Genomic DNA, 25,882 nt, shown 5'->3' on the forward strand with positions numbered 1-25,882 from the left:
GCTTCAGCGCAGCAGCGACTTCTTCATGTACGCCAGGTAGAAACCGGGCGCGTAATCGTCGATGCGGGCGAACTCCTCGTAGCCGTGCTTCAGGTAGAACGGGCGCGCCTGCCACTCGAAGGTGTCCAGCTTTGCGTTCTTCGCACCCAGCGCGATGGCTTGCTGCTCGGCCTCGGCCAGCAGGCGGCTGCCAAGGCCCGAGCCTCGCGCGTCTTCTTCGACGAAGAGCACTTCGATGTTGAGCCAGTAGAGAAACACGAAGCCGCGCAGTCCACCGAGGAGGCGGCCGTTCTCGTCCCTTGCGTTGAGGCGGATGTACTGCTGTTCGGGGTACTCGCCGACGAAGCCATAGTTGTAGTGGCGCAGCTTGAGGCCGAGCTCGCCGGAGCGGACTTCTTCAGGCGTGGCGGGGGCAATGGTGAGGTTTTTCATTCGGGAGAAAAGCTGTGCGATGGAACGGCGCAACTCTACCGGTTCGCCCGAAGTCCGAACCCGAACCACAGCCCGCTCACGCCCCTCCATCGCGAACCTCATCAGGTAACTTGGAATCTGTCTTTGGAAAAGCGGTGGCATTACACAGAATCGGCCGAAGCGTTCGTTCGACCATTGCCATGCCACTGCGTACCTTTCATCTTTCTCCGTCGGCCCAGGGCCGCAAAGTTCTTGCCCTGACAGCCACTGCCTGGCGCATTCCGCCGCGCTCGGCACGCGAAGTGGCGCGCCGGGCGCCACATGGCTATATGCCTGTGCGGGCGCTGCGGCGGCTGCATGCGGCCGCGGTGCTGGCCTTGCTGCCGCATTCGTGGTGAACTTGGCGCCAGGGCCATGAACCTGGAGACAAGAGAAGATGCTGATCGTCCTGGGTGGTCTGCCGGGCACGGGCAAGACCACCATCGCGCGCGAGATCGCCGAACTCGTGCCGGCCGTCTACCTGCGCATCGACACCATCGAGCAAGCGCTGCGGTCGGCCAGGGTGCTGGCCGGTGACGTGGGGCCGGCCGGCTACATCGTGGCCTATGACCTGGCCCGTGCCAATCTTTCCCTGGGGCAGGCGGTTGTGGCCGACTGCGTGAATCCCTTGCCGGTGACGCGCGAGGCCTGGCGCACCGTCGCGGCAGATACTGCATCGCGCATCGTCGAGGTCGAGATCGTGTGCTCCGATATTGCTGAACATCGGCGCCGCGTCGAGCAGCGCAGCGTCGACGTGCCGGGCCTCGTGCCGCCGACGTGGGCCTCGGTGCAACGCCACGACTACGCGCCCTGGACCACCCAACGCCTTGTCATCGATACCGCAACCCTCAGCGCGCGCGAGGCCGCGCAGTCGATCCTGTCCCAGGTGCGCGACTGAGCATTCAGCAAATATCGATATAGAAATTCAGCGCAAACGGTGCGCACGATGCCTCTGAGAATTTGCAGCAATTCTTTCCGAGGCGTCTTTCGCCGCATACCGTGTCCTACTCGCTGTCCCTGCTCGACAAGAGCCTGATCCCAGAAGGCGCCGACGCCACTCAAGCGTTCCAGCACACCATTGCGCTCGCGCAAAGCGCGGAGCGGCTGGGCTACCGCCGCTACTGGCTCGCCGAGCATCACGGCAACAGGAACTACGCGGGCTCCGCCCCCGAGGTGCTGGCCGCGCACGTGCTCGCGAAGACCTCGCGAATCCGCGTGGGCACGGGCGGTGTCATGCTGCAGCACTACAGCCCGTTCAAGGTGGCCGAGACCTTCCGCGTGCTGGCCTCGCTGGCACCGGGGCGCGTGGACCTAGGCATCGGCAAGGCGCCCGGCGGCCTGCCGCTGACGAGCAAGGCGCTGCAATGGCTGCACGATCCGGTGAAGGCGAAGGGCGAGGACTTCGGGCTGCGCCTGGCCGAGCTCGATGCCTTCCTGCACGATGGCATTGCCTCCGGCCATGCGCTGGCCGGCGCGGTGGTCACGCCCAATCCGCCGCAGCTACCGCAGCGCGTGCTGCTCGGCGGCAGCCCTGAAAGCGCGGTGCTGGCGGCGCGCCTCGGCTGGGACTTTGTCCATGCGGGGCATTTCAATGGCGACCCGGTGAACCTTGCGCAATCGATCGAGGCCTACCGCGCCGAGACGGGCCGCGCGCCGTTGCTCGCGCTCTTCGCCTTCGCGGCCAAGACGCACGAAAAGGCCGCGGAGCTTGTCGGTGCGCTGCGCAGCTTTAGGGTGCACCTGCCCACGGGCCAGAGCGTCAACCTGCCCAGCCTCGAAGCCGCCGCCGAGTTCGCGCGGCAGGCCGGCGTGAGCGACTACCGCACCGAAGAACGCCGCCCTCATGTGATCGCCGGCACCGGCGAAGAGGTGCGCGACGCGCTCGACGCGTTAAGCGAGCGCTACGGCATCGAGGAGTTCGTCATCGACATCCCCGTGGCCGGCTTCGCCGAGCGCCACGCCTGTGTCGAACTGTTCGCCAAGGCGCGCGAACCCGCGCTGGCCTGAGCCTTTTCTTTCAACCCCACAAGAACGATCGTCATGAGCAACATCAAGTTCGGCGTCATGCTGCAGGGTGCCGGCAGCCACATGAACTCCTGGAAGCACCCGGGCGGGCCGGCCGACGCCAGCGTCAACCTCGGCTTCTATGTGCGCACCGCGCAGAAGGCCGAAGCGGCGGGCATCGCCTTTGCGTTCGTGGCGGACGGGCTCTACATCAACGAGAAGTCGATCCCGCACTTCCTCAACCGCTTCGAGCCGATCTCGATCCTGTCGGCGCTCGCCACCGTGACTTCGAAGATCGGCCTCGCCGGCACCGTCTCCAGCTCGTACAGCGACCCGTTCACGGTGGCGCGCCAGTTCGCCTCGCTCGACCTCATCAGCGGCGGGCGCGCGGGCTGGAACGTGGTGACCACGCCGCTGGAAGGCAGCGCCAAGAACTACAGCCGTGCGCACCCCGAGCACGCGCTGCGCTACGAGATCGCCGACGAGTACCTGGCCGTGACGCAGGGCCTGTGGGACAGCTGGGACGACGACGCCTTCGTACGCGACCGCGAGAGCGGCCGCTTCTTCGACCGCGACAAGCTGCACACGCTGGACCACAAGGGCAGATTCTTCGAAGTGTCGGGCCCGCTGAACATCCAGCGCTCGCCGCAGGGCCAGCCGGTGATCTTCCAGGCCGGCTCGTCGGACGCGGGCATCGGGCTCGCGGGCAAGTACGCCGACGCCGTGTTCACGCACTCGCCTTCGCTGGAGGACACGCGCTCCTTCCTGCGACAGGTGAAGGCCAGCGCCGTCGCGCAGGGCCGGCAGGCCGGCGACGTGAAGATCTTTCCCGGCATTGGCCCCGTGGTCGCGGCCACCGAGGAAGAGGCCGAGGCCAAGTACCGCGCCATCCGCGAGCTGCTGACCGTGGAAGAGGCGCTGGCCTACCTCGGCCGCTTCTTCGACCACCACGACTTCAGCCAGTACCCGCTGGACGCGCCTTTCCCCGAACTGGGCGAGCTCGGCCGCAACAGCTTCCGCTCGACCACCGACCGCATCAAGGCCAACGCGAAGGCCAAGGGCCAGACGCTGCGCGAAGTGGCGCTGGAAGTGGCCACGCCGCGCACGCAGTTCGTGGGCACGGGCGAGCGCATCGCCGACGAGATCATCCGCTGGGTGGACGAGGGCGCGGCCGATGGCTTCATCCTCGGGTTCCCGGTGCTGGGACAGGGCCTGGACGACTTCATCGAGTTCGTGATTCCGGTGCTGGAGGCGCGCGGGCGCTACCAGCGCGAGCTGCCCGGCCAGACGCTGCGCGACCACATGGGCCTGCCGCGCAAGGCGAGCCGCTACGCCGCGCAAGACGACGCGTCCGCAGCGAAAAAGAAGGTCGCCTGATGGGAGTGAACCGCAAGGAGACGGAGACGAACCGCATGAACGAACACTTCCTCTACACCACGCCGCTCGACCCGCGCGCAAAGCCGTTGCTCGAAGGCCTTTCGTTCGAGTACGACAGCCGCTATGGCGACGTGCTGCGCGAGCCCGGCGCGCCGCGCGAGATAGACCGCTATCCGGCCGAGGTGTTTGCGCCGTCGCACGGCGGCAACTTCGTGCTGCTGCTGCGCGACGGCGTGGCTATCGGCGGCGGCGCCTTCATGCGGCATGACGAGCGCACAGCGGAACTCAAGCGCGTGTGGACGCACGGCCAACTGCGGCGGCAGGGTTTGGCCAGCAAGGTGCTTGCCGAGCTGGAAGCGCAGGTGCTGCGCCAGGGCTACGAGCGCATCTACCTGACGACGGGCTTTCGCCAGCCCGAGGCCGTGGGCCTGTACCTCGGCCATGGCTACACGGCGCTGTTCGATCCGCCCATCGACCCCGAAACGCCGCGCAAGCTGCCTTTCGAGAAGCACCTGAACGCGGGGCGCCCTCACGGTCGTCCCGCCGCGCAACGAGTCGAGGCGGTACAGCGATGAACACGACCGTTCTCGACGCCGGCGCCGAGTCGCGCAGCCCCTTGCCCGTTCGCGCGCCTCAACCGCAGCGCGTGGCACCGGCACCAACGCCGGCACCCGCCAATGGCGACTACTCGCACTTCCGCGTCGTGCCGGCGAAGTACCCGGCCCGCACGGCCGGCACCATCTTCGCCGTGGCGGTTATCGGCATCGTGCTGCATTCGACGCTCACCAACCCGCGCTGGGGCTGGGGCGTGTTCGCCGAATGGTTCTTTGCGCAGCCGGTGCTCGAAGGGCTGGGCCGCACACTGCTGCTGACGGCGCTGGGCGCGCTGCTCGGCTTCTTTTTCGGCACCGGGCTGGCGCTGGCACGCGTCTCGCGCTCGCCGCTGCTGGCGCGGCTGTCATGGGTGTTCACGTGGATCTTCCGGTCGATTCCGGTGATCGTGCTGCTGCTGATCATCAACAACCTCGGCTACCTCTACGAGACCGTGACGCTGGGTATTCCGGGCACCGACGTCACCTTCTTCTCGTATCCGACCACGCAGCTCATCAGCCCGTTCGTGGCGGCGTTGCTGGGTCTCACGCTGAACCAGGCGGCCTTCGCCTCGGAGATCGTGCGCGGCGGCATCCTTTCGGTGGAGCAGGGGCAGCTCGAAGCGGCGGCGGCACTGGGGCTGTCGCGCGGAAGGCAGTCGTTGCGCATCGTGCTGCCGCAGGCGATGCGCACGATCTTGCCTACGGCCTTCAACGACATCATCGGGCTGGCCAAGGGCACGTCGAACCTCTACATCCTGGCGCTGCCCGAGCTGTTCTACACGATCCAGATCATCTACCGGCGCAACCTCGAAGTGATTCCGCTGCTGATGGTGGCGACGGTGTGGTACCTCATCATCCTCACGGTGTTGTCGGTGGCGCAGCATTACATCGAGCGGTATTTTTCGCGCGGCGCGCTGCGCCATCCGCCGCGTTCGTGGCTCGGCGGCGTGGTGCGCGGCCTGTGGCGATCGAAGGCTCCGGCCGTGGCGCCCGTGGCCGGAGCGCCTGTCGTCGCCGACGCCCCCGCACAGGTGCCGCGCTGGACCGATCCGCTAACGCAGGGCGGCGAGGTCACGATCCACGGCGTTTCGAAGAGCTTCGGCACGCTCAAGGTGCTCGACGACGTGACGCTCACCGTGGGGCAGGGCAGCGTGACGGTCATCCTCGGCCAGTCGGGCTCGGGCAAGTCGACGCTGCTGCGCGCCATCAACCACCTGGAGCGCGTGGACGACGGCTTCATTGCCATCGACGGCGAACTCATCCGCTACCGCCGCGACGCGGACACGCTCTACGAGCTGCACGAGAAGGAAATCCTCAAGCGCCGCGTTGATGTGGGCATGGTGTTCCAGAACTTCAACCTGTTCCCGCATCTCACGGTGCTGGAGAACATCGTCGAGGCGCCGGTGTCGGTGCGCGGCCTGCCGCGCGCCGAGGCCGAGGCACTGGCCTCCGAACTGCTGGTGCGCGTGGGCCTGGGCGACAAGACGCATGCCTATCCGCGACAGCTTTCCGGCGGCCAGCAGCAGCGCGTGGCCATTGCCCGTGCGCTCGCGCTCAAGCCCAAGGTGCTGCTCTTCGACGAGCCCACCTCGGCGCTCGACCCCGAGCTGGTGGGTGAGGTGCTGGCCGTCATCAAGGAGCTCGCGCGCTCGGGCACCACGCTGGTCATCGTGACGCACGAGATCGGTTTTGCGCGCGAGGTGGCCGACACCATCGTCTTCATGGAGCGCGGCCGCATTCTCGAAACCGGTACGCCCGACAAGGTATTCAACGCGCCGGAGCACCCGCGCACGGCCGAGTTCCTGGCCAAGGTTCTTTGATTCCTTCTCCTTTTCTTTCTCTACTGCATCGCTCTTCATGATCCATCGACGAAACATCCTGTCCGCTCTTCTGGCGACGTTGCTGCCCCTGGCTGCCCTGGCGCAACCCGCCGCCGATCTGAGCCCCGAGCAGGCCGGCCGGCCGCGCGCGCAGAAGCTCGACGAGGCCATCAAGCTCGCGAAGGACTTCAAGTTCCAGAAGGAGGGCGTGCTCGTCGTCGGTACGACCACCGGCCGCCTGCCGTTCGCGGCCTATGCGACCGACACGAAGACGCCCGTGGGCAACGCCCCCGACATCGCCCAGCTGGTAGCCGACAGCCTCGGCCGCAAGCTGGAGCTGGTGTCCACCGCCTGGGCCGATTGGCCGCTGGGCCTGCAGTCGGGCAAGTTCGACGTGGTGGTGTCCAACGTGACAGTGACCGAGGAGCGCAAGGAGAAGTTCGACTTTTCCACTTACCGCAACGACCAGATCGGTATCTACGTGAAGTCCGACAGCAAGCTTGGCGCCATCAAGGAGCCGAAGGACATCGCGGGCCTGAAGGTGATCGTGTCGGCCAGCACCAACCAGGAGCAGATCCTGCTGCGCTGGAACAAGCAGAACGTGGCGGCCGGACTGAAGCCGGTCGAGATCCAGTACTACGACGACGATGTGGTACAGCGGCTGGCGATCCAGTCGGGCCGCGCCGATGCGTACGTGGGCCCGAACGCCATCGCGGCCTATGAGGCACGCGACGGCAAGACGAAGCTCGCGGGCGTGTTCTCTGGCGGCTGGCCGCAGAACGCCGAGATTGCAGTCACCTCGCGCAAGGGCTCGGGCATTGCAGATGCCATCACGCTCGCACTGAACGCGCAGATCAGGAACGGCAACTACGCCAAGGCGCTTTCGCGCTGGAACCTGAGTTCCGAAGCCATCGAGGCCTCGCGCACCAATCCGCCGGGCCTGCCGAAGAACTGAGCGATGGGCATGACTTTCAAGTACGCACCGGGCGCCTGGATCGCCCGCAGCTTCGTCGCACTCACGCTGGTTGCCGGCGCGGCGCAGGCCGCCGACAAGTTCGACTTCAGCCCCGAGCAGCGCAGTCGCCTGCGCGCTGGCAAGGACGCCGAGGCCGTCAATGCCATTCCACCGAGCTTCAGGTTCGTGAAGGAAGGCGTGCTGACCGTCGCCATCGCGCCGTTCGCGCCGCCCATCTCGACCTACGCCACCGACGCGAAGACGGTCGTCGGCTTCGACGCCGACTTCGCGCTGCTCATCGCCGATGCGCTGGGCCTGAAGCTCGACCTGCAGCCCATCGCCTGGGCCGACTGGCCGCTGGGATTGAGCTCGGGCAAGTACGACGCGGTGATCTCCAACGTGGGCGTGACCGAGCAGCGCAAGGAGAAGTTCGATTTCTCGACCTACCGCCTCGGCCTGCATGGCTTCTATGTGCGCACCGACAGCGCGATCAAGTCGATCAAGGAGCCGAAGGACGTCGCGGGCCTCAGGCTGACGACCGGCGCCGGCACCAACCAGGAGCGCATCCTGCTCGAATGGAACCGGCAGAACGTTGCGGCGGGTTTGAAGCCCGTCGAGATCCAGTACTACGACGACGATGTGACGCGCACGCTGGCGGTGGTCACCAAGCGGGTCGATGCCAATTTCAATCCGAATGCGCCGCAGGCCTATGAGGCTGCGAAGAACGGGCAGATCCGTTTGGTCGGCACGGTCAACGCGGGCTGGCCGCTGAAGTCGGACGTGGCCATTGCCACGCGCAAGGGCAGCGGTCTCGCGGTGGCGCTGACCACCGCGGCCAATGGCCTGATCCGCAGCGGCACCTACGCCAAGGCGCTGGCGCGCTGGAGCCTCACGGAAGAAGCTTTGCCGAAGTCGGAAACCAACCCGCCCGGTTTGCCGAAGTTCGCGCCATGAGCATCCGCCATCTTGCATTCCTCGCGCCCGGCAACTACGCCGAGGGCGATCCGCACACCGGGCTCGAAGCCGCGCTGAAGCTCTTCGAATTCGGCGAGAAGCTCGGCTTCAATGGTGCATGGGTGCGGCAGCGGCACCTGGAGCGCGGCGTGTCGTCGGCCGCGACCTTCCTGGCCGCCGCAACGCAGCGTACGCGTCGCATCGAGCTGGGCGCGGCAGTGATCCAGATGGGCTACGAGAATCCGTTCCGGCTTGCCGAAGACCTCGCCACGGTCGACGTGCTCTCGCGCGGCCGGCTGCAGGTGGGCCTGAGCGCGGGCGCGCCGCTGCATGGCGCGCTGTTGGGCAATCGCTTCCACGACGCGGCGCCGAACACCATCGACTTCACGCACAAGCGCGTCGGGCGGCTCAAGGCCAACCTGGAGGACACGCTGCTCGGCGATGAGCAGACCTTTGTCGAGTCGGCCGGCGGTCGCGTGCGGCCGCGCATTCAACCGTATGCGCAGGGCTTGACCGACCGGCTCTGGTACGGCGGCGGTTCGCTGCGCTCGGTCGAGTGGGCGGGACGCAATGCGTTCAACCTGCTGCTGGGCAATGTGCTGTCGGGCGAGACCACCGACGACTTTTTGCAGGCGCAGCTGGGCCTCGTCGAGCGCTATCGCGCCAGCGAAGTGGATGGGCGCGGGGGCAGGGTGGCGCTGGGCCGCGTCATCGTGCCGCTCGATGGCGCAGATGCCGCCACGCGCAAGCGCTACCGCGAGTTTGCGGCCGGCCGCGTCGAACGCACGCTGACGCCGCAGGGCGAGCGGCGCACGCTGTATGCGGCCGACCTCGTGGGCACGTCCGACGAGATCCTGCAGCGCCTGCGGCGCGACCCGGTGCTGCCGCATGTGAGCGAGTTGCGGGTGGAGCTGCCCTATAACTTCAGCGGTGCGGAATACGAACAGATCCTGACCGACTTGTCTGGCCGCATCGCGTCGGAACTCGGTTGGCGGGCGCTTTGAACTGGAGGATGGAGAGAGAAGAGAGGCCCTGAGGCGTTGAGTTCGAGGTGAGTCGGAGTCGGGTTGCGCTTTAATTCGACGGGCGACTTTTCGACGGGCCTTCGGCCCGTTTTTTTCTTTCCAGGAGAAGGCGAGCCCTACAGCATGTATGTCACGAGCTTGAAGTCCGGGTCCTCGGGGAAGGGCTTCACCGTGAAGCCCAGCCGCCGCACCAGCTTCAGCATGTCGGGGTTGTTGGCCAGCACCAGCCCGTCGATTTCCGCGAGGCCCTTGTCGCGCGCCACGTCGATGATGCTTTCCATCAGCCGCGAGCCGATGCCCTTGCCGCTGAACTCGTCGGCCACCACCAGTGAGAACTCGCAGCTGGTCTGGTCGGGGTTGGTGACGTAGCGCGACACGCCCACGATGTGCTCGCTCTCGAGCACGGTGCCTTCGGGCGACACGCTGCGCTCCAGCATCACCGCCACCAGCGCCATCTCGCGGTCGTAGTCGATCAGCGTGAAGCGCGACAGCATCGACGGCGGCAGTTCGTGGAAGCGCGAGACGAAGCGAAACCAGCGGCTCTCGGGCGAAAGGCCCTGCACCAGCGCCTGCAGCATCTGGGCGTCGTTGGGGTGCACCGGCCGCACGATGTAGGTGCCGCCGCCGGTGCCCGGCAGGGGCCACTCGCGTCGGTAGCGCGCGGGGTACGGCATGATCGCCAGATGCTGGTAGCCGTTGCCCAGGTGGCCCGCCGCCGCCTGCGTGCTGCTGCCGATCACGATGCGCGCATCGACAGACACCGCGCCCGACTCGTCCACGATGATCGGGTTGATGTCCATCTCGCGCAGCTCGGGCAGCTCGCACACCATTTCCGACACGCGCAGCAGCACGTCTTCGATCGCTTCCATGTTCACGGCACTCGCGCCGCGCCATTCGCCCAGCGTCTGCGCCACGCGCGAGCGCTCGATGAGCCGGTGCGCGAGAAACTGGTTGAGCGGCGGCAGCTCCATTGCGCGGTCGTTCAGCAGCTCGATCATGGTGCCGCCCGCGCCAAACACGATGACCGGGCCGAAGGGCTCGTCGGTCACCATGCCCACGTAGATCTCGCGGCCGCGCCGCGCCCGCACCATCTTCTGCACGGTCACGCCGTTGATGCGCGCCTCGGGCGCGAGGCGGGCCACGCGCTCCATCATCTCGATGTAGGTGTCGCGCGCGCCGGTGCCGTTCATCACGTTGAGCGCGACGCCCTCGACGTCCGACTTGTGCGGGATGTCGGGCGAATCGATCTTCAGCGCCACCGGAAAGCCAAGCTGCGTCGCGATCATCATCGCCTCGCTGGCGCTGCGCGCGAGCATCGTGCGCGTGATCGGAATGTGGAAGGACGACAGCAGCGACTTCGATTCCATCTCCGTCAACACACGGCGCCGCTCGGCCAGCACGCTTTCGATCAGCAGGCGCGCACCCTCGATGTCGGGCTTGGCCAGCGCCGACAGCGGCGGCGGCGTCTGCTGCAGCAGCTGCTGGTTCTGGTAGAAGGCCGCGATGTTGCCGAAGGCGCCCACCGCGGCTTCCGGCGTGCGAAAGCTCGGAATGGTTGCCTCGGCCAGCACCGAGCGCGCCTTGCCGACGGAAGAGTCGCCCATCCAGCAGGCCAGCAGCGGCTTGTTCATCGGCCGCGGAATGTCGGCCAGTGCTTTCGCGGTGGCGGCCGCATCGGCGCCGGCCTTGGGCGAGAAGATGGCGAGCACGCCGTCGACCTGGCTGTCGGCCGAGGCTGCGTCGATGGCGGCGCGGTAGTGCTCGGGCAAGGCCTCTTCAGAAAGGTCGATCAGGTCGGCCAGCGAGGCGAGCGGGGGCAGGGCGGGCTGCAGCACTTTCTGCGCGGGCGCGGAGAGCTTGCCCAGGTCGAGCCCGATCTCGTTGATCCAGTCGGCCGCCAGCACACCGGGCCCGCCGCCGTTGGTGACCACCGCAAGCCGCTTGCCCACGGGGCGGTAGCGCGAGGCCAGGCACTTGGCGGCCGAGAACAATTCGACGAAGGAACGCACGCGCACGGCGCCTGCGCGGCGCAAGGCGGAATCGAACACGTCGTCGCTGCCCACGATGGCCGCGCTGTGCGTCTGCGCGGCCTCGTTGCCCGCGGGCTTGCGGCCGGCCTTGAGCACCACCACCGGCTTGGCATGCGAGGCCGAGCGCAGCGCGCTCATGAAGCGGCGCGCGTCGGCAATGCCTTCGAGGTACACGATGATGCTGTGCGTGGCCCGGTCGTTGGCGAGGAAGTCGAGCACCTGAGGAATGTCGACCGAGGTGTGCGGACCCAGCGACACCACGCTGGAAAAACCGACGCCGTTCTGCCGCGCCCAGTCGAGCATCGAGGCCGTGAGCGCACCCGATTGCGACACCAGTGCGAGCGGCCCCGGCCTGGCCAGCGGGCCGGCCGCACTCGCATTCAGATGCAGCAGCGGCCGCTGGAAGCCCAGCGAGTTCGGCCCCAGCAGATGCACCCCTTCGCGCTGCGCGATCTTGCGCCACTGAGCAGCCTGGTCCGCGCCGATGCCGCTCGAAAGAACCGCTGCCGCCGTGCAGCCGATGCGCCCCGCGATTTCAAGCGCGGCCGCCACGTCGCGCGGTGCCAGCGCGATCAGTGCGAGGTCGGCATGGGTATGGGCCAACTCTTCGAGCGTGCCCTTGGTGCGCACGTCCAGAAAGCGCAATGTGCCGTCGAAGCGGTCGGCGCGAAAGGCCTCGCGCAGCGTGTGGCCCGCCGGGGTCTGGCCGCCCGGGTCGTCGGCGTGGCCGACGAAGGCCACGATGGAGGCGGGCGCGAAAAGCGGGGTCAGAAAATGCTTGTCCATGCCCCCAAGTCTGCACCGTTCGCCGGCCGTTGTGCAGTGCGATGGTCAGGACGGATTCAGCACGCTTGGCTATAGTCAAGGTTCCATGCAAAAACGTATTGGCGTGATCTTCGTCTCGCGACGAAATTCATTACGCAGCATCCTGGCCGAAGCGTGCCTCGCGCACCTGGACCCGAAGCGGTTCTCGGCATCTTCCTGCGGTCAACCCGGGCACGTCGCCCGCGAGTTCCATCCCGCAGCCGTCGCCGCATTGAAGAGCACGAGCATCCCCGTGCCGCTGCGGCCGCCGCGCAGCTGGGACGAACTGGTGCGCGCGAATGCCGCGGCGGCAGACTTCGTCATCACGCTGGATGCAACCACCGAATCCCGCCAGCCGCCATGGCCCGGCCAGCCCGACGCGGCGCTGTGGGCCTACCCGGACGTGGCCGATGGCAGCGACCTCGACAAGATCGCGCACGACGCGATCCAGATGCTGTTCTCGCTGCGCCGCCGGCTGGAACTGCTCGTGAGCCTGCCGATACAAGGGGTGGATCGCTCGGCCGTGCGCTCCGACGTGCGGGACCTGGGGTACTTGCGCTAGCGGGCCTGCGCGCCCGTTCGCTTCACTCCAGCGTGAAGCCGATCTTCAGCGTCACCTGCCAGTGCGCCACCTTGCCGTCGACCACATGCCCGCGTGTCTCGGTCACGGTGAACCACTGGATGTTGCGCACCGTCTCGTGCGCCTTGGCGATGGCCGCCTGCACGGCATCTTCGATGCCCGTCGGCGAAGAGCCCGTCAGTTCGAGCGATTTGTAGACATGGTTGGACATGGGATCGGTCTCCTTCAGGTTGTTGGTTGGACAGCGGCGGCAAGGCGGCCGCAAAACATCGTAGTCCTGTTGCGGGTAGCCGTGGACGAATCCGGCTATCGATATGCGCCCGGCTGCTTTCCCGCAGCCCCGAAGCTCTCGACCAGGAACCCGACGACGGCCTGCACGCGCGCCGTGCGGCCCTTGCGGCTCGGTACCAGCAGCGTGACCGGTGCACTGTCGAACTGCCAGTCGGCCAGCACGCGCACCAGCGTGCCGCGCGCGACGGCGTCGGCTGCGTCCCATTCGGAACGCAGCACGAGGCCCATGCCTTGCTCGGCCCATTGCCGGGCCACGCCGCCATCGTTGGTGACGTAGGCGGGCGAGATGCGCAGCGTCTCCCGCGCGGCCAACCGCTTGCCCGATGACCCGGCTGTGCCTTTGGCCGGACGCACGTGCCACAGCGTCACGTCCTCGTCGTTCTCCCGGATGCAGATGCAGTCGTGCGCCAGCACATCGCGCGGCGCACGCGGCACGCCGCGCAGGCGCAGGTAGTCCGGGCTCGCGCACAGCCAGCGCTCGTTGGCGCTCAGCGTGCGCGCCACCCATGAAGAATCGCGCACCGTGCCGATGTGGATCACCGCGTCGGCGTCGTGCCGGTCGGGCCACGGGGTTTCGCGCAGGTCGAGCTGCACGCGCAGCCCCGGATGCAGCCGGGCGAAACGCGCCAGCATCGGCGCGATGTACTGCCGGCCGTAGCCGAAGGGCGCGGCGATGCGCAGCGCGCCGGTAAGCCGCCGGTCGTCGCGCTGCATCGATTCGCGCAGGCCTTCGATTTGCCCGAGCAGCGCGGCGGCCTCGCGCGCGAAGCGTTCGCCCTCGGGCGTGAGGCTCAGCCGCCGCGCGGTGCGGGTGGCGAGCGACAGGCCCAGCGCGGCTTCGAGCTTGCGCAGCCGCATCGACAGCGCGGGTGGTGTCACGTCGAGCGCGCGGGCCGCGGCGCTCAGTGAGGGTTCGCGCAAAAGGGCGGCGGCGAGCTGCATGTCCTCGATCTGGATCATTAACTTCTGCTTAACGATTGATGAGCGTGCATTGAAGCACAGGCATGGCCTTGAAACGTACAGTCGGTGGCCATGAGCACCCTTTCCACCATCGACACACCTGCCGCTCTCATCGAACAGGCGCGCATGCTGCACAACATCGCGCGCATGCAGCAGCGCATGAACGAACTCGGCGTGCGCTTTCGCCCGCACGTGAAAACCAGCAAATGCATCGACGTTGCCAAGGCACAGCGCGACGCGGGCGCGCAAGGCATCACCGTTTCCACGCTGAAGGAGGCCGAGCAGTTCTTCGCCGGAGGCTTCACTGACATCCTCTATGCCGTCGGCATGGCGCCGCACCGGCTGCCGCATGCGCTGGACCTGCGCCGGCGAGGCTGTGCGCTCGGCATCATCACCGACGGCGTGGAATCGGCGCGGGCGATTGCCGCGTTCGGCCGCGCGAACGGCGAAGTGTTCGACGTGCTGATCGAGATCGACACCGACGGCCACCGCTCCGGCATCCGCCCGGAGGAAGACGCGCTGCTCGACGTGGCACGCGCGCTGCATGACGGCGGCATGCGCCTTGGCGGCGTGATGACCCATGCCGGCTCCAGCTACGAGCTGGACACGCCCGAAGCCCTGAGGGCGATGGCCGAGCAGGAGCGCTCGGGCTGTGTGCGCGCGGCACAGCGCCTGCGCGGCGCGGGCCTGCCGTGCCCCGTGGTCAGCGTCGGCTCCACGCCCACGGCGCTGATGGCCCAAGCGCTCGATGGCGTGACCGAGGTGCGGGCCGGCGTGTACGTGTTCTTCGACCTCGTGATGCGCAACATCGGCGTTTGCACCGAGGCCGACATCGCCTTGAGCGTGCTCACAACGGTGATCGGCCACCAAGCCGAAAAGGGCTGGGCCATCGTCGACGCGGGCTGGATGGCCATGAGCCGCGACCGAGGTACGCAGAAGCAGAAGCGCGACTTCGGCTACGGGCAGGTCTGCGGTATCGACGGCAAGGTGCTGGACGGCTACGTGCTCAGCGGTGCCAACCAGGAGCACGGCATCCTCTCGCGCGAAGGCGCGCCGGACACGGACATCGCGGCGCGCTTTCCCATCGGCACGCGGTTGCGCATCCTGCCGAACCACGCCTGCGCGACCGGCGCGCAGTTTCCCGAATATCACGCGCTGTCGGAAGAGGGCGCGCTGAAGACCTGGGGACGGTTTCACGGCTGGTGACGCGGAGGGCGTGCGTGATCAGGAATGCATCGCCTACCTCTGGGAGCAGCAGCTTCTCAACACGCCAGTGCCTGGCAACGCAAAATGATCTGAGCTAAACAAGACTTGTGTGTCGACGGGTAGCCTCGTGCGAGGCTGACGACATCTCCAAGAGCTGGTCGAAGGGTTTTGCGGGCGCACGGACCGCGTCCCCGTTCGACCATCCCGAAGATTTCTGCCCCTGAGGCCTTCCGCCTTGGGTCAGCTCTTGGGCTTTGCGTATTCCTCTGCGCTCATCACCTCGAGGCCGACGAACGGAGCGTTGCCTTCGACCCACGCGTCGTGACCCGGCGGAATGGTGTACGACATGCCTTCCTCGATGACGGTCTGCGAGCCGTCATTCATTTGCACGGTGATCCGCCCGGACACCGCATACCCGACGTGAGCCACCTGGCAACTGTCCGTGCCCACGACCGGCTTGATGCACTTCGACCAGCGCCACCCGGGCTCGAACCTGAAGCGTCCGAGCGTGTAGCCCTCGAGGCGGACCACTTCGACGCGGGTCTTGTCGGGCTGCCGAACCTCATCCGGTTCGTCATGGGATTTCGTCTGAAGCTTGCTGACGTTCATCGGACTTGCCATCGCGACTCTCCTTGCGGCACGAGTGAGCAGACAGTCCGCGGCAGTCTCGTGCCGAACCGCACGTGAACGATGGAATGGTAGTCCTGGGTCACGCTTGCGATGATCTGTTTCTTGCACGGCAGTGCCGCTCTTGCAGCGGGTTTCATGTGGCAGTTTGCGTAATCCGGGTTACAGAAAATCTTCGTTCACCACCAGCGACAACACGGACCAGCGCAGTCGCTGGGCCCAGTTCGATTCGGGCTCCCGATGCAGCACCCAGCGGCGTCCGTCGCGCAGGAAGCTCCATTGCAGGCCGCCTCGCTGGGGTACCTCGCTCACGGTGAAGCTCGCAGGCATGCGCACGCGCTGGATCAGGTCGGCCAGCTCGCTTGCAAGCGCGGGGCTGTCGACGATCAGGCCCAGTTCGGTGTTGCAGTGCGCCGAGCGCCGGTCCATGTTCATCGACCCCACGTAGAACCAGCGCCGGTCGACCACCGCCAGCTTGGCGTGCAGGCGCCCGAGCGAGCCGCGGCCGCTTTCGGTGTTGCTCCAGGCCGGCTGCGGCTCGCTGGCCGGCATCAGCTCATACAGCATGGCGCCCATCTGCAGGAGGGCGCTGCGGTAGCGCGCGTAGCCATAGTGCACCAGCGGTTCGTCGGTGGTGGCGAGCGAATTGGTCATCACAGACACGCGCGCGCCCTCGCGGCTCGCATGGCTCAGCGCCTCGATCATGCGGGGCATGGGCACGAAGTAGGGCGAGACGACGAGCACCTCCGAGCGCGCGGTCCGGAACAGGTCGAGGTTCGCGGCCATGACCGCGCCCTCGCGGCCTTGGGGCTCAGCGGCCTCTTCGACACTGCCGCCGGCATCGCCCGCGAAGAGGCCTGGCACCGCCGCGTCCGCAACCACGCGCACCTGCGCAGGCACCAGTGCGACGCGCCCCTGCGCCAGCTGCGCACCGACGGGGCCGCGTCCCAGCGCATCGGGTTCGTCGGCGGGAGGCATGACGCGCCCGAGGTCGCGCACCAGCGCGGCGAAGCGTTCGCGCGCAGGGGCGGGTGCCGGGGAGCCGCTGGCTGCGATGGCTTCGAAGGGGTACGACAGCGGTCCGTTCCAGAAGGCGTCGAAGCTCGCCGACAGCGCGCGCACCGCCGGCCCGGCCAGCAGCGCGTCCATGTCGATGAAGTTCGCCGGCTTGCTGCGCCCGAAGTACTCGTCGGCGATGTTGCGTCCGCCGGTGATGGCGAAGCTGTTGTCGGCAATGAAGAGCTTGTTGTGCATGCGCCGGTTCACGCGGCCGATCTCGTGCAGCGACAGCAGCACGCGCGTACGCAGGCCGCCGCTGCGCACCGGCAGCGGGTTGAAGACGCGCACCTCCACGTTCGCGTGCGCGGCCAGCCCGGCCAGCATCTCGTCGTCTCCGCCCGTGTACAGGTCGTCGACCAGCAGGCGCACGCGTACGCCGCGCTGCGCCGCGTCGCGCAGCTCGCGCAGGAACTGCCGCCCCGCGCTGTCCTGGGCCACCACGTAGTACTGTGCGTCGACGGTGTGTTGTGCGGCCTGCGCAAGTGCGATGCGTGCGTCGAAGGCCTGGTCGCCACCTGGCAGCAGACGCACGCCGGACACATCGGACATTGCGGACATCGCACTGTCCGCGGCCGGCAGCGACGCGGCGGCAATGCGCGCCAGGGGGCTGTCCCCAAGGTCGGTGCGCGCGTGCGACGCAACACGGGGTACCTCGTCGGGCAATGCAGCGCAGCCCGCCAGCAGCGAGACCGCGAGCATGGCCGCGGTGCACAGCCAGCGGGCGAGCGCCACATGGTGCAGCGCCAGGATGCAGAAGCGGCATGCAAGGGGTTCCCATGCGGCACGCAGCGCGGCAAGAGACTTGGGGGTGTTCATGGCGGTCCTCGGTGCATCGGATGCGAAGTGGCGATCGATGCAGCCAGTTTTCCGCGCGGCGCGCGCCGCAACCATTGGACGCAGCGCCTAGTCCCCGGCGTGGCCATCCGACTAGGCCTTTGGTGTAGGTGCGCACGCTCGCTTCTTGGGGGGCTTTGCGCTAATCTGCATTCAGGACGGGGAGGGTCACCGTAGACGAGAGGCCTGTATGAAGGTTCTGCTGGTCGATGACCACGAGATCGTCTGGAACGGCACGCGCCTCCTGCTGGAGCGCATGGCCGCCGAGATCGAACCCGGCCGTCCCTTCCATTTCGAAGCCGTGCGGGACGCCGAGCAGGCCTGCCAGCTCGACCCCGCCGGTATCGACCTGCTGCTGCTCGACTACCACCTGCCCCAGCTGTCCGGGCTGGCGGCGCTCAAGGCCGTGAAGGCGCATTTCGAGGCCACGCCCGTGTGCATGCAGTCGGCGGAAAGCTCGCCGCAGCGCGTGCGCGAGGTCATCGAGGCCGGCGCGGCCGGCTTCATTCCCAAGTCGTACCGGCTCGAGGACATGGAGGCCGCCCTGCGCGTGGTGCTGCGCCACAAGATCTACCTGCCGGCCGAGTTCGTGCTGGCCGACGACGTGACCCGCGCGCGCGACCCCGACGAGCTGCCGCGTGAGGACCTCGCGGGCTTCCTGCGCGTCGAGCTGTCGCCGCGCCAGCGCGAGGTGCTGGCGCTGGCGATGCGGGGCATGCCGGTCAAGCTGATCGCGCGCCAGCTGCTGATTGCAGAGGGCACGGTGAAGGTGCACCTGTCGATGGTCTACCGGGCGCTCGGGGCGCGCAACCGCACCGATGCCATGTGCCGCGTCTTCGACGCGCAGGCGGCATGGGCGCTCGAGGCTGCGTGAGCATGCCGGCCGCGCTGGACGATCTGGACGAGCGGCGCCTGCAGGTGGTCGCCGAGCAGGCCGTGGGGTTGCGCTGGCAGATCCTGCTCACCGCCGTCGTCGTCGCGGCCATCGTCTGGCGCGACGTTCCAACACTCTGGGTGCTCGGCTGGTTCGCGGCGGTAATCGCCAGCCGCGAGTGGCGCGCCGCCGCGCTCGCGCGCATGGCCGCCGACCGCGCCCGCCCGATCGCCGCGCGGCTGCGTGCCACCGTGCACTGGAACGTGCTGATCGGCGCCTGCAACGGCTCCGCGGCGCTGTTCATGGCCCGGCTCGACCCGACGCTGGACGCGGTCCTCACGATGATCCTGGTGTCCTGGGGCGCGGGCGCCGTGTCCACCAGCGCGACCGTGATGCCCGCCTTCCTGGCCTACGCGGGGCTGCTCTTCGTGCCCACGGCCGCCATGTGGCTGGTGGCCGGCGGCTGGCTCGGCGGGGGCGTGGCGGCGCTGGTGCTGATGTTCTTCGGCGTGCAGACGCGCTTTGCCCGGCGCAACCTGCAGACCTTCGAGGAGTCGTTCGGCATCCGCGCCGAGAACCAGGCGCTGGCCACTTCGCTGGAGTTCGAGCGCGCGCAACTGGCCATCGCGCGCGACCAGGCGGTGCGCGCCAACAACGACAAGAGCCGCTTCCTTGCCGGCGCCAGCCACGACCTGCGCCAGCCCCTGCAGGCGATGGCGCTCAACGTGGGTGCGCTGCGGCACGTGGCGATGGCGCCCGATGCGCGCGCGATCGTCGAGGTGGTCGACAGCAGCCTGGAGCAGCTGCGCGCCATGCTCGACGCGCTGCTCGACGTCTCGAAACTCGACGCCGGCGTGGTGGTGGCCCAGCCGCAGCGCGTGCAGATCGACCGGCTGCTGACCGCCGTGATGGCCAGCTTCGGCGCCGCGGCGGCGGCGCGCCGGGTGGCGCTGCACACCGACTGCCCGCCCGGCCTGGCGGTGCGCACCGACCCCGACCTGCTGCGCCGCATGCTGGCCAACCTCGTGGACAACGCGATCAAGTTCTCGCCCGCGGGCGGGCAGGTCGAGGTGCGGGTCCGTACACAGGACGCATCGGATGCCGAGGTCGAGCTGACCGTGCAGGACAGCGGCCCCGGCATCGCCCCCGAGAACCACCGGCTCGTGTTCGAGGACCTGGTGCAACTCCAGGCGTCGGGCTCCGGCGCCACGCCCGCCGCGGGGCATGGCCTGGGCCTGGGCATCGTGCGGCGGATGGCCGAGTTGCTGGGCGTGCCGGTCAAGCTCGAGTCCCGCCTCGGCGCGGGCGCCTGCTTCCGCCTGCGGCTGCCGCGTGCCGCGCCCGTCGGCGCCGATGGCTCAGGGGGTGACGGCGCCGGCGCGCCGTGGAGCCTGGCCGGGCGCTGCGTGCTGGTGCTGGAGGACGACCCGATGGTGCGCGGCGCCTACCTCAACGCGCTGGGCGCGATGGGCTGCCGCGTGCTGTCCGCCGCCACGCTCGACGAGGCCCTGGCGCAGGTCGACGAGCCCGATGCGGTGGTGCTCGACTGCCGGCTCGGTGGCGGCGCCTCGGGCTTCGATGCCGCCGAGCGCTTGCGCGCGCAGCGCTCCGCACACCCCGCGCTGCCCATCGTCATGGTCACGGCCGACACCGACCCGGCGGTGGTCGAGGCGGCGCGGCAGCAGGCGCTGCCACTGCTGCGCAAACCTGTCGACGACCAGACGCTCGGCCGCGCGTTGGCCGCAGCCATCGAGCATTCCTGAATCCGCGACCATCCTGCGAGGAGCCGAACATGAACGACGGTGGCCGCGACGACGAGGGTGATCCCGGCGACCGCCTGCTCTCGCAGGGCGCCGAGGTGCTGGTGCGCGAGATCGCCGCGGCGCCGCCCGATGCGCTGCACTGCGATGTGCTGGTCATCGGCAGCGGCTACGGCGGCGCGGTGGCGGCGGCACGGCTGGCGGGTGCGATGTCGCTGGACGCGGCGCCCGGCATCGCACCGGGCGCCGTGCCGATCAAGGTCTACGTGCTGGAGCGCGGCAGCGAATACCTGCCCGGCGAATTCCCGGCCACCTTCGCCGAGTTGCCGGGGCATGTGCGCTTCAGCATGCAGGACGGCAGGCCCGCGCGCGGCAACGCCTCGGGGCTGTTCGACCTGCGCCTGGGCGGCGAAGTGAATGCGCTGCTCGGCAACGGGCTGGGCGGTGGGTCGCTCATCAATGCGGCGGTGATGGAGCGCGCCACGTCCGATGCCTTCGAGGGCGGCGCCTGGCCCGCGGGCCTCGACCTTGCCGCGCTGGCGCAGGGTTACGGCAAGGCCGAGGCCATGCTGGCGCCGGAGCAGATTCCCGAGAACGTGTCGAAGCTCGACTCCCTGCTGAAAGCCGGTGCACGGCTGCATGCGGCGAGCGGCAAGGCCCATGTCGCCATCGCCTTCGCCGACGGCACGCGCACGCCGGCCCAGGTGGCGATGCACCGCTGCCTGCGCTGCGGCGACTGCGTGAGCGGCTGCAACCACCGCGCCAAGAAATCGCTGGACACCAACTACCTGGCGCTGGCCCATGCACGGGGTGCGCGCCTGTTCACCGGCGGCACCGTGCACCGCATCGCGGCCCTGCCGGGAGGGGGCGGCTATGCGGTCGAGTTCTTTTTCACCGACCGGCGCAAGGCACGCACCGACAACGTCCGGCCCTACGTGGTGCACGCGCGACGGGTGGTGGTGGCCGCCGGCACGCTGGGCTCCACCGAGCTGCTGCTGCGTTCCAGGGGCGCGGGCCTGCCCGTCTCGCAGGCCGTGGGCCGTGGCTTCTCGGCCAACGGCGACATGATCGCGGTGGCGGCGGCGCAGAACGACGAAGCGCTGTCCAGCGCGCCCGAAGGCGATGCGCCGGCTCAGCGCGGCATCGGGCCGACCATCACCGGGCTGCTGCGCACCTGTGCGAAGCAGGGCGAGCGCCCGCTGGTGATCGAGGAGTTCGCCATTCCCGCGCCGCTGCGCCGCCTGCTGGCCGAAGTGGTGACCACCACCGACGCGCTGCAGGCGCTCGCGCACATGGACCTCGACCTGCACGCGCCGGACGAAGGGCGCGATCCGCTGGCCGTGGACGACGACATGCTGCGCCGCACGCCGGTCTACGGAATGATGGGCGACGACGGGGCGGCCGGCCAGGTCAGCTTCGTCGGTCATGGCGGCGAGGGCGCCGTGCTGGCCGATGCGCAGGTGCGTGTGGCGTGGCCGAAGGTGGCCGCACTGCCCGTGTTCGAGGCGCAGATGCGCGCATTGCATGCGGCCCACGATGGCGCGGGCGGACTCGGCGGTCGCGTGCTGCCCAACCCGCTGTGGAAACCGATTCCGCCGTTCGGCAGCCTCGCCGCGCTGGTGGACCAGCTGGAGGACGTGGGCTCGGTGCTGACCGTGCACCCGCTGGGCGGTTGCCGCATGGCCGACGGGTGCGAGGGCGGCGTGGTCGACAGCTGGGGCCGTGTCTACGACGGCGCTGCTGCTTTAACTGCGCCGTCGCTGCTGCCGGGCCTGGCGGTGCTCGACGGCTCGATCGTGCCGGTGTCGCTCGGCATCAACCCCTCGCTCACCATCGCCGCGCTGGCCGAGCGCGCGGTGCCCGTGCTGGCCACGGACTGGGGCCTGGTGCTGGCCGGTTCGCCGCAGCCGCCGCCGTCGCCGTCGCAGCGCCCGTTGCGCCGCGACCTGACCCATCCCCGCGCGCCTGCGCCGACGCGCATCTCGCTGCGCGAGCGCATGACGGGTCGCGTGCACATCGACGGCCAGGCCTTCGCGCTGAGCGCCGAAGTCGAGTTCGAGCCGTTCGACGTGCCGTCCTTGCGCGCGACGCCGCGCGTGCTGTCCCAGCCGGTGGTGCTCCTGCGCTTCGGCAAGGGCGACGACGCGCCCGTCGCGCATTGCACCGGCACCGCATCGATGCTGGTGCGCGAGAAGAGCGACAGCATCGAACGCATCCTGCGCAGCCACGCGCTGGCACGCAAGAAGCTGCTGGCACTGGTGCAAAGCCTGCTGGACGTGCGCGCCGCATCGGCCGGCGGCGCGATCGATGAGGACGACGCTGTCTTCGAGGGCCCCGCCATGGCCGACCTGCTGGCGCTGTGCTCGCACCTGGGGCAGGTGCGCCTCATCGAGTACGACTGGACGGTGGCGCGCATCGCGCACGGCGCACCACTGAAGGAGGGCGACCGGCTGCGGCTCACCAAGCGCATCGCGTTCGTCGAAGGCGGCAATCCGTGGCGGCAGCTGAGCGAGGGCGACCTGCAGCAGCTCGGCCCCGATGCGCCCAAGCCGCTGGGCCGACTGGTGCTGGACCCTTCCTACTTCGTCGAGACGCTGCAACCCCTGCTGCGCGTCGAGCACCAGCAGGACATGCCCAACCAGCTGGCCGACCTGGCCGAGCTGGCGCTCTGGGTGCTGCGCATCGTGCTGCAGGTTCACCTGCTGCGCTTCGTGCCGCCGCCCGACTCGCCGCAGCGGGACTGGGAGCGCCTGCCGGGCGAGGTGTACGGCGTGCGGCCCGAGCCGATCGAACTCGTCACCGCGGCCGGCCCGGGCAGCGAGCCGCCGCGGCTGCTGTCGCGCTACCGCCCGCCGGCGCGCCGCGCGGGCACGCGGCCCGTGATGTTGATCCACGGCTACGGCGCAAGCGGCTCCACCTTCGCGCACAGGAGCATCCCCGGCAACCTGGTACACAGCCTGCTCGCGGCCGGGCGCGAGGTCTGGGTGCTCGACCTGCGCACCAGCATCGGCTTCCCGAATCGACCGCGACGCTACTGGTCGTTCGACAAGGTGGCCGAGACCGACATTCCGGATGCCTTGCGCACCGTGCAGGCGGCGTATGCGACGCCCGACGAAGCGGCGCCCATCCAGGTCGACGTGGTGGCGCATTGCATCGGCGCCGCCATGTTCAGCGTGGCGGTGCTGCGCCTGCCGGGGCTGCATGCATCCATCGGCGCGGTGGTGCTGTCGCAGGTGGGGCCGCTGCTGCGCGCCACGGCCTTCAACCGCTTCCGCGGCTATGTGGCGGGCTACCTGCAGCAGTTCATCGGCATCGACGAGTTCGACACGCGACCCACACTGACGCGCATGAAGCGCCTGCTCGTCGACGGCCTGCTGGCGACCTTTCCCTATCCCGACGACGACGGGGAGGCCGAGCGCCTGCGCGAGGCGCCGGGCTTCGCGGCCGTGCGGCACCGGGCCGACGCCATCTTCGGCCAGACCATGCGGCTGCACAACATCGGCAAGGACACGCTCGATGCGCTCGATTCGATCTACGGCTTTGTGAAGGTGCGCGGCCTCGCCCAGGTCGGCAACTACGCCCGCGAAGAAGTGCTGACCGATGCCGGCGGGCAGGGCCACGCGGTGGGCTTCGAGCAGGTCGGCCAGCGCTTCGGCTTTCCGGTGTTCATGCTGCACGGGCAGCGCAACGCGGTGTTCGACTGGCGAGGCTCGTACGAGAGCTTCTGGCTGCTGAAGCGCGTGTTCGGCAAGGATGAGGGCCTGCCGCGGGAGCCACCTGAGCTGCCGGAATCGTCGGACGCTTCGAAGCCTTCCGGGGGCGACCTGTTCCTTGGCGAAGGCACGCCGCACCAGCTGCTGGTGCTTGGCGACTACGGCCACCAGGACACGCTGATCGGCGAGAAGGCCTGCATCGACGTGTTCCCGCACATCGTGCGCTTCCTCGAGGCCTTCGACAGCAAGCCCGGCCGCGGCAATCCGGTGCCGCCCGACTGGCGGGCCAGCCTGCCGTGGACAGGCCCGTGGCTCGGCCATGCGAGCCGCGTGGCGAACAACGCGGGCCGGCTGCATTGCCGGCTGGCGCTGCGCCCGCCGCCCGCGCATGTGTCGGCGCGCGCCGTGGTCTTCGTGCCCGCGTGGCGCCGCGACGGGCGCTGGTGCTTCGACTTCGAATGGATGGTGGGCCTGGAGACCACGCGCGAAAAGCTCCTGCAGGAGGCGGTGGAGATCGACCTGTTCGACGACCGACTTGCCGACTACCAGGGCTTCGCGGTGCTGACGGCGCACGACGACCTGCCCATGGCGCGCGGCCCCCTCGAGGTGCTGGGCCGGAGGCTGGCGCCCGGGCTGTTCGCGCAGCCGCAGGACGAACCGATCGAGCCCATCCGCGAGCAGGTGATGAAGACACTGGACGCGGCCACCGACGCGCAGCGCGAGCGCGCCATGGTACGCCTCGACCCCGCATGGACCGGCGCCGTCCAGAGCGAGGGCGAGCCCGCGCAGGCCTCGCTGTGCTTCGTGCTCGCCAGTTGCCAGTACGTGCCGGGCCTGGTCGACCGGGTGCCCGCACAGGCGTCGTACCGGCGGCTCGCGCAGCGGCTCGAGGTGCTCGCGCCGCCGCACAAACCGCAACTGCTGGTGCTGGCCGGCGACCAGGTGTATGTCGACCAGACCGCGGGGCTCTTCGTGCCGGCCGGCGGCGACGACGTCGGCCAGGCCTATGCGCTCACCTTCAGGCTGGAAGCGCTGCGCCAGGTGATGGCCTCGCTGCCGACCTGTCCGCTGCTCGACGACCACGAGGTGATGGACGACTGGGAGCCGGGCCCCGGCCCCTACGGAACGCCGGCCGTGCGCGCCGCGCTCGACGGCTACGTCGCGCAGCAGCACAAGCTGGTGCGGGGTATCGGCCTGCACCGCGACCCGCGTCCCTTCGACTACCGCATGGCGCCGGCCGGTTTTCCGTTCTACATGCTCGACACGCGCAGCACGCGGCAGCGGCGGGCGCTGCGCACGGACGCGCAAGCCACGCCGCTGGACCAGGCGGCGATCCGTGCCGAGGCCGGCATGGGCGACCTGAAGAAGTGGCTCGAGGCCGCGCCCGCCGGGCTGCCCAAGTTCATCGTGTCGCCGGTGGCGCTGTTCCCGATGCCGCGCGCGGCGGTCTTCGGCGACCCGGCGCAACGCCTGGGGATGGACGACTGGAGCGGCTACCCGGCCTCGCAGCGCGCGCTGCTCGAACTGCTGCGCAACACCACCGCGCGCCACGTGGTGGTGCTGTCGGGCGACCGCCACATGTCGAGCGTGTCGAGCCTCTGGCTGCAGGCGCCGGGCGGGCCGGTGGAGGTGATCTCGGTCGTGTCCTCGGGCCTGTATGCGCCCTGGACCTTCGTCAATGCGCGGCCCGACGTGTTCTGGCTCGACGGCCAGGTCGAGCTCGGCGCCGTGCCGGGTGCCTTCGGCGCCACCATGGTCACGGCGGCCGTGGGCACCGGCAACGGCTTCGCCGTGCTGCAGGTGGAGCGCGGCGCCACCGGCCATTGGCGGATCGGCGTCACCCTCGACCTGGACGACGGGCTCACGCAGTGCCTTCGCGACCTCGATCCGACCGGCGGTGGCTGGACGGTGACGGGGCCGGCGCGCTTCGCACGCGGGGAGCGCTTGTGATCCGCGACAGCAGACA

The 25,882-nt window shown here is 69.0% G+C and carries 20 protein-coding genes; 14 read left to right on the plus strand and 6 right to left on the minus strand.

Annotated elements, in window-relative coordinates:
* Positions 1–3: 3 nt before the first annotated feature.
* The gene (locus ASD05_RS21400; RefSeq protein ID WP_056596830.1) at positions 4–432 is read right to left on the minus strand and encodes a GNAT family N-acetyltransferase; all 429 of its coding nucleotides are present in this window, start codon (positions 430–432) and stop codon (positions 4–6) included.
* A 179-nt stretch (positions 433–611) separates the two neighbouring features.
* On the opposite strand from ASD05_RS21400, the gene ASD05_RS30195 reads away from it, so the two are divergent.
* The 9 genes from ASD05_RS30195 (at position 612) to ASD05_RS21445 (ending at position 9,157) form a co-directional block, all read left to right on the plus strand.
* Entirely contained in the window at positions 612–809 is a 198-nt protein-coding gene (locus ASD05_RS30195) for a hypothetical protein (protein ID WP_157610196.1), read from the plus strand.
* A 38-nt stretch (positions 810–847) separates the two neighbouring features.
* Positions 848–1,348, plus strand: a complete 501-nt coding sequence (locus ASD05_RS21405) for an AAA family ATPase (RefSeq protein ID WP_056596836.1) — start codon at positions 848–850, stop codon at positions 1,346–1,348.
* A 101-nt stretch (positions 1,349–1,449) separates the two neighbouring features.
* Entirely contained in the window at positions 1,450–2,457 is a 1,008-nt protein-coding gene (locus ASD05_RS21410; protein WP_056596840.1) for an LLM class flavin-dependent oxidoreductase, read from the plus strand.
* Positions 2,458–2,490: 33 nt separating this feature from the next.
* Positions 2,491–3,831: an LLM class flavin-dependent oxidoreductase gene (locus ASD05_RS21415; RefSeq protein ID WP_056596845.1), complete on the plus strand. Its 1,341-nt coding sequence runs from the start codon at positions 2,491–2,493 to the stop codon at positions 3,829–3,831.
* A 35-nt stretch (positions 3,832–3,866) separates the two neighbouring features.
* Complete coding sequence (locus tag ASD05_RS21420) at positions 3,867–4,406, plus strand: GNAT family N-acetyltransferase (protein ID WP_056597911.1); 540 nt, start codon at positions 3,867–3,869, stop codon at positions 4,404–4,406.
* Positions 4,403–6,244, plus strand: a complete 1,842-nt coding sequence (locus ASD05_RS30985) for an amino acid ABC transporter permease/ATP-binding protein (protein WP_082572221.1) — start codon at positions 4,403–4,405, stop codon at positions 6,242–6,244. Before ASD05_RS21420 ends, ASD05_RS30985 begins: the two co-directional genes overlap by 4 nt.
* A gap of 37 nt (positions 6,245–6,281) precedes the next feature.
* Positions 6,282–7,199, plus strand: coding sequence for an ABC transporter substrate-binding protein (locus tag ASD05_RS21435; protein ID WP_056596852.1), 918 nt, complete (start codon positions 6,282–6,284; stop codon positions 7,197–7,199).
* 9 nt (positions 7,200–7,208) lie between these two features.
* On the plus strand, positions 7,209–8,153 hold the full coding sequence (locus ASD05_RS21440; protein WP_157610197.1) for an ABC transporter substrate-binding protein: 945 nt from the start codon (positions 7,209–7,211) through the stop codon (positions 8,151–8,153).
* Entirely contained in the window at positions 8,150–9,157 is a 1,008-nt protein-coding gene (locus tag ASD05_RS21445) for an LLM class flavin-dependent oxidoreductase (RefSeq protein ID WP_056596857.1), read from the plus strand. Before ASD05_RS21440 ends, ASD05_RS21445 begins: the two co-directional genes overlap by 4 nt.
* 137 nt (positions 9,158–9,294) lie before the next feature.
* Here ASD05_RS21445 and ASD05_RS21450 read toward each other — a convergent pair whose 3' ends face one another.
* Entirely contained in the window at positions 9,295–11,994 is a 2,700-nt protein-coding gene (locus ASD05_RS21450; protein WP_056596865.1) for a bifunctional acetate--CoA ligase family protein/GNAT family N-acetyltransferase, read from the minus strand.
* A gap of 85 nt (positions 11,995–12,079) precedes the next feature.
* Here ASD05_RS21450 and ASD05_RS21455 point away from each other — a divergent pair, with 85 nt between their 5' ends.
* A complete protein-coding gene (locus ASD05_RS21455; RefSeq protein WP_056596872.1) occupies positions 12,080–12,574 on the plus strand; it encodes a low molecular weight phosphatase family protein in 495 nt (164 codons plus the stop codon).
* Between the two features lie 22 nt (positions 12,575–12,596).
* Here ASD05_RS21455 and ASD05_RS21460 read toward each other — a convergent pair whose 3' ends face one another.
* Both ASD05_RS21460 and ASD05_RS21465 read right to left on the minus strand, forming a co-directional pair.
* Positions 12,597–12,803: a dodecin gene (locus ASD05_RS21460; RefSeq protein WP_056518453.1), complete on the minus strand. Its 207-nt coding sequence runs from the start codon at positions 12,801–12,803 to the stop codon at positions 12,597–12,599.
* A gap of 95 nt (positions 12,804–12,898) precedes the next feature.
* Entirely contained in the window at positions 12,899–13,843 is a 945-nt protein-coding gene (locus tag ASD05_RS21465) for a LysR family transcriptional regulator (protein WP_056596876.1), read from the minus strand.
* A 72-nt stretch (positions 13,844–13,915) separates the two neighbouring features.
* On the opposite strand from ASD05_RS21465, the gene ASD05_RS21470 reads away from it, so the two are divergent.
* On the plus strand, positions 13,916–15,049 hold the full coding sequence (locus ASD05_RS21470) for a DSD1 family PLP-dependent enzyme (protein WP_056596879.1): 1,134 nt from the start codon (positions 13,916–13,918) through the stop codon (positions 15,047–15,049).
* Positions 15,050–15,289: 240 nt separating this feature from the next.
* Here the strand turns inward: ASD05_RS21470 and ASD05_RS21475 are convergent, their stop codons facing one another.
* Together ASD05_RS21475 and ASD05_RS21480 are read right to left on the minus strand one after the other, a co-directional pair.
* A complete protein-coding gene (locus ASD05_RS21475; protein ID WP_056596882.1) occupies positions 15,290–15,670 on the minus strand; it encodes a cupin domain-containing protein in 381 nt (126 codons plus the stop codon).
* 168 nt (positions 15,671–15,838) lie between these two features.
* The gene (locus tag ASD05_RS21480) at positions 15,839–17,551 is read right to left on the minus strand and encodes a phospholipase D-like domain-containing protein (RefSeq protein ID WP_056596885.1); all 1,713 of its coding nucleotides are present in this window, start codon (positions 17,549–17,551) and stop codon (positions 15,839–15,841) included.
* Positions 17,552–17,759: 208 nt separating this feature from the next.
* On the opposite strand from ASD05_RS21480, the gene ASD05_RS21485 reads away from it, so the two are divergent.
* From ASD05_RS21485 to ASD05_RS21495, 3 genes are read left to right on the plus strand one after another with little or no spacing between them, the layout of a single operon-like run.
* Positions 17,760–18,443: a response regulator gene (locus ASD05_RS21485; protein WP_056596889.1), complete on the plus strand. Its 684-nt coding sequence runs from the start codon at positions 17,760–17,762 to the stop codon at positions 18,441–18,443.
* Complete coding sequence (locus ASD05_RS21490; protein WP_157610199.1) at positions 18,422–20,206, plus strand: hybrid sensor histidine kinase/response regulator; 1,785 nt, start codon at positions 18,422–18,424, stop codon at positions 20,204–20,206. The genes ASD05_RS21485 and ASD05_RS21490 overlap by 22 nt, the downstream gene beginning before the upstream one ends.
* 29 nt (positions 20,207–20,235) lie before the next feature.
* Positions 20,236–25,866 carry an alkaline phosphatase D family protein gene (locus tag ASD05_RS21495; RefSeq protein ID WP_056596898.1) on the plus strand — a complete coding sequence of 1,877 codons (5,631 nt, stop codon included), beginning with the start codon at positions 20,236–20,238 and terminating at the stop codon, positions 25,864–25,866.
* Positions 25,867–25,882 lie beyond the last annotated feature (16 nt).

The organism is Variovorax sp. Root434, assembly GCF_001426595.1.
Lineage (GTDB): Bacteria > Pseudomonadota > Gammaproteobacteria > Burkholderiales > Burkholderiaceae_C > Variovorax.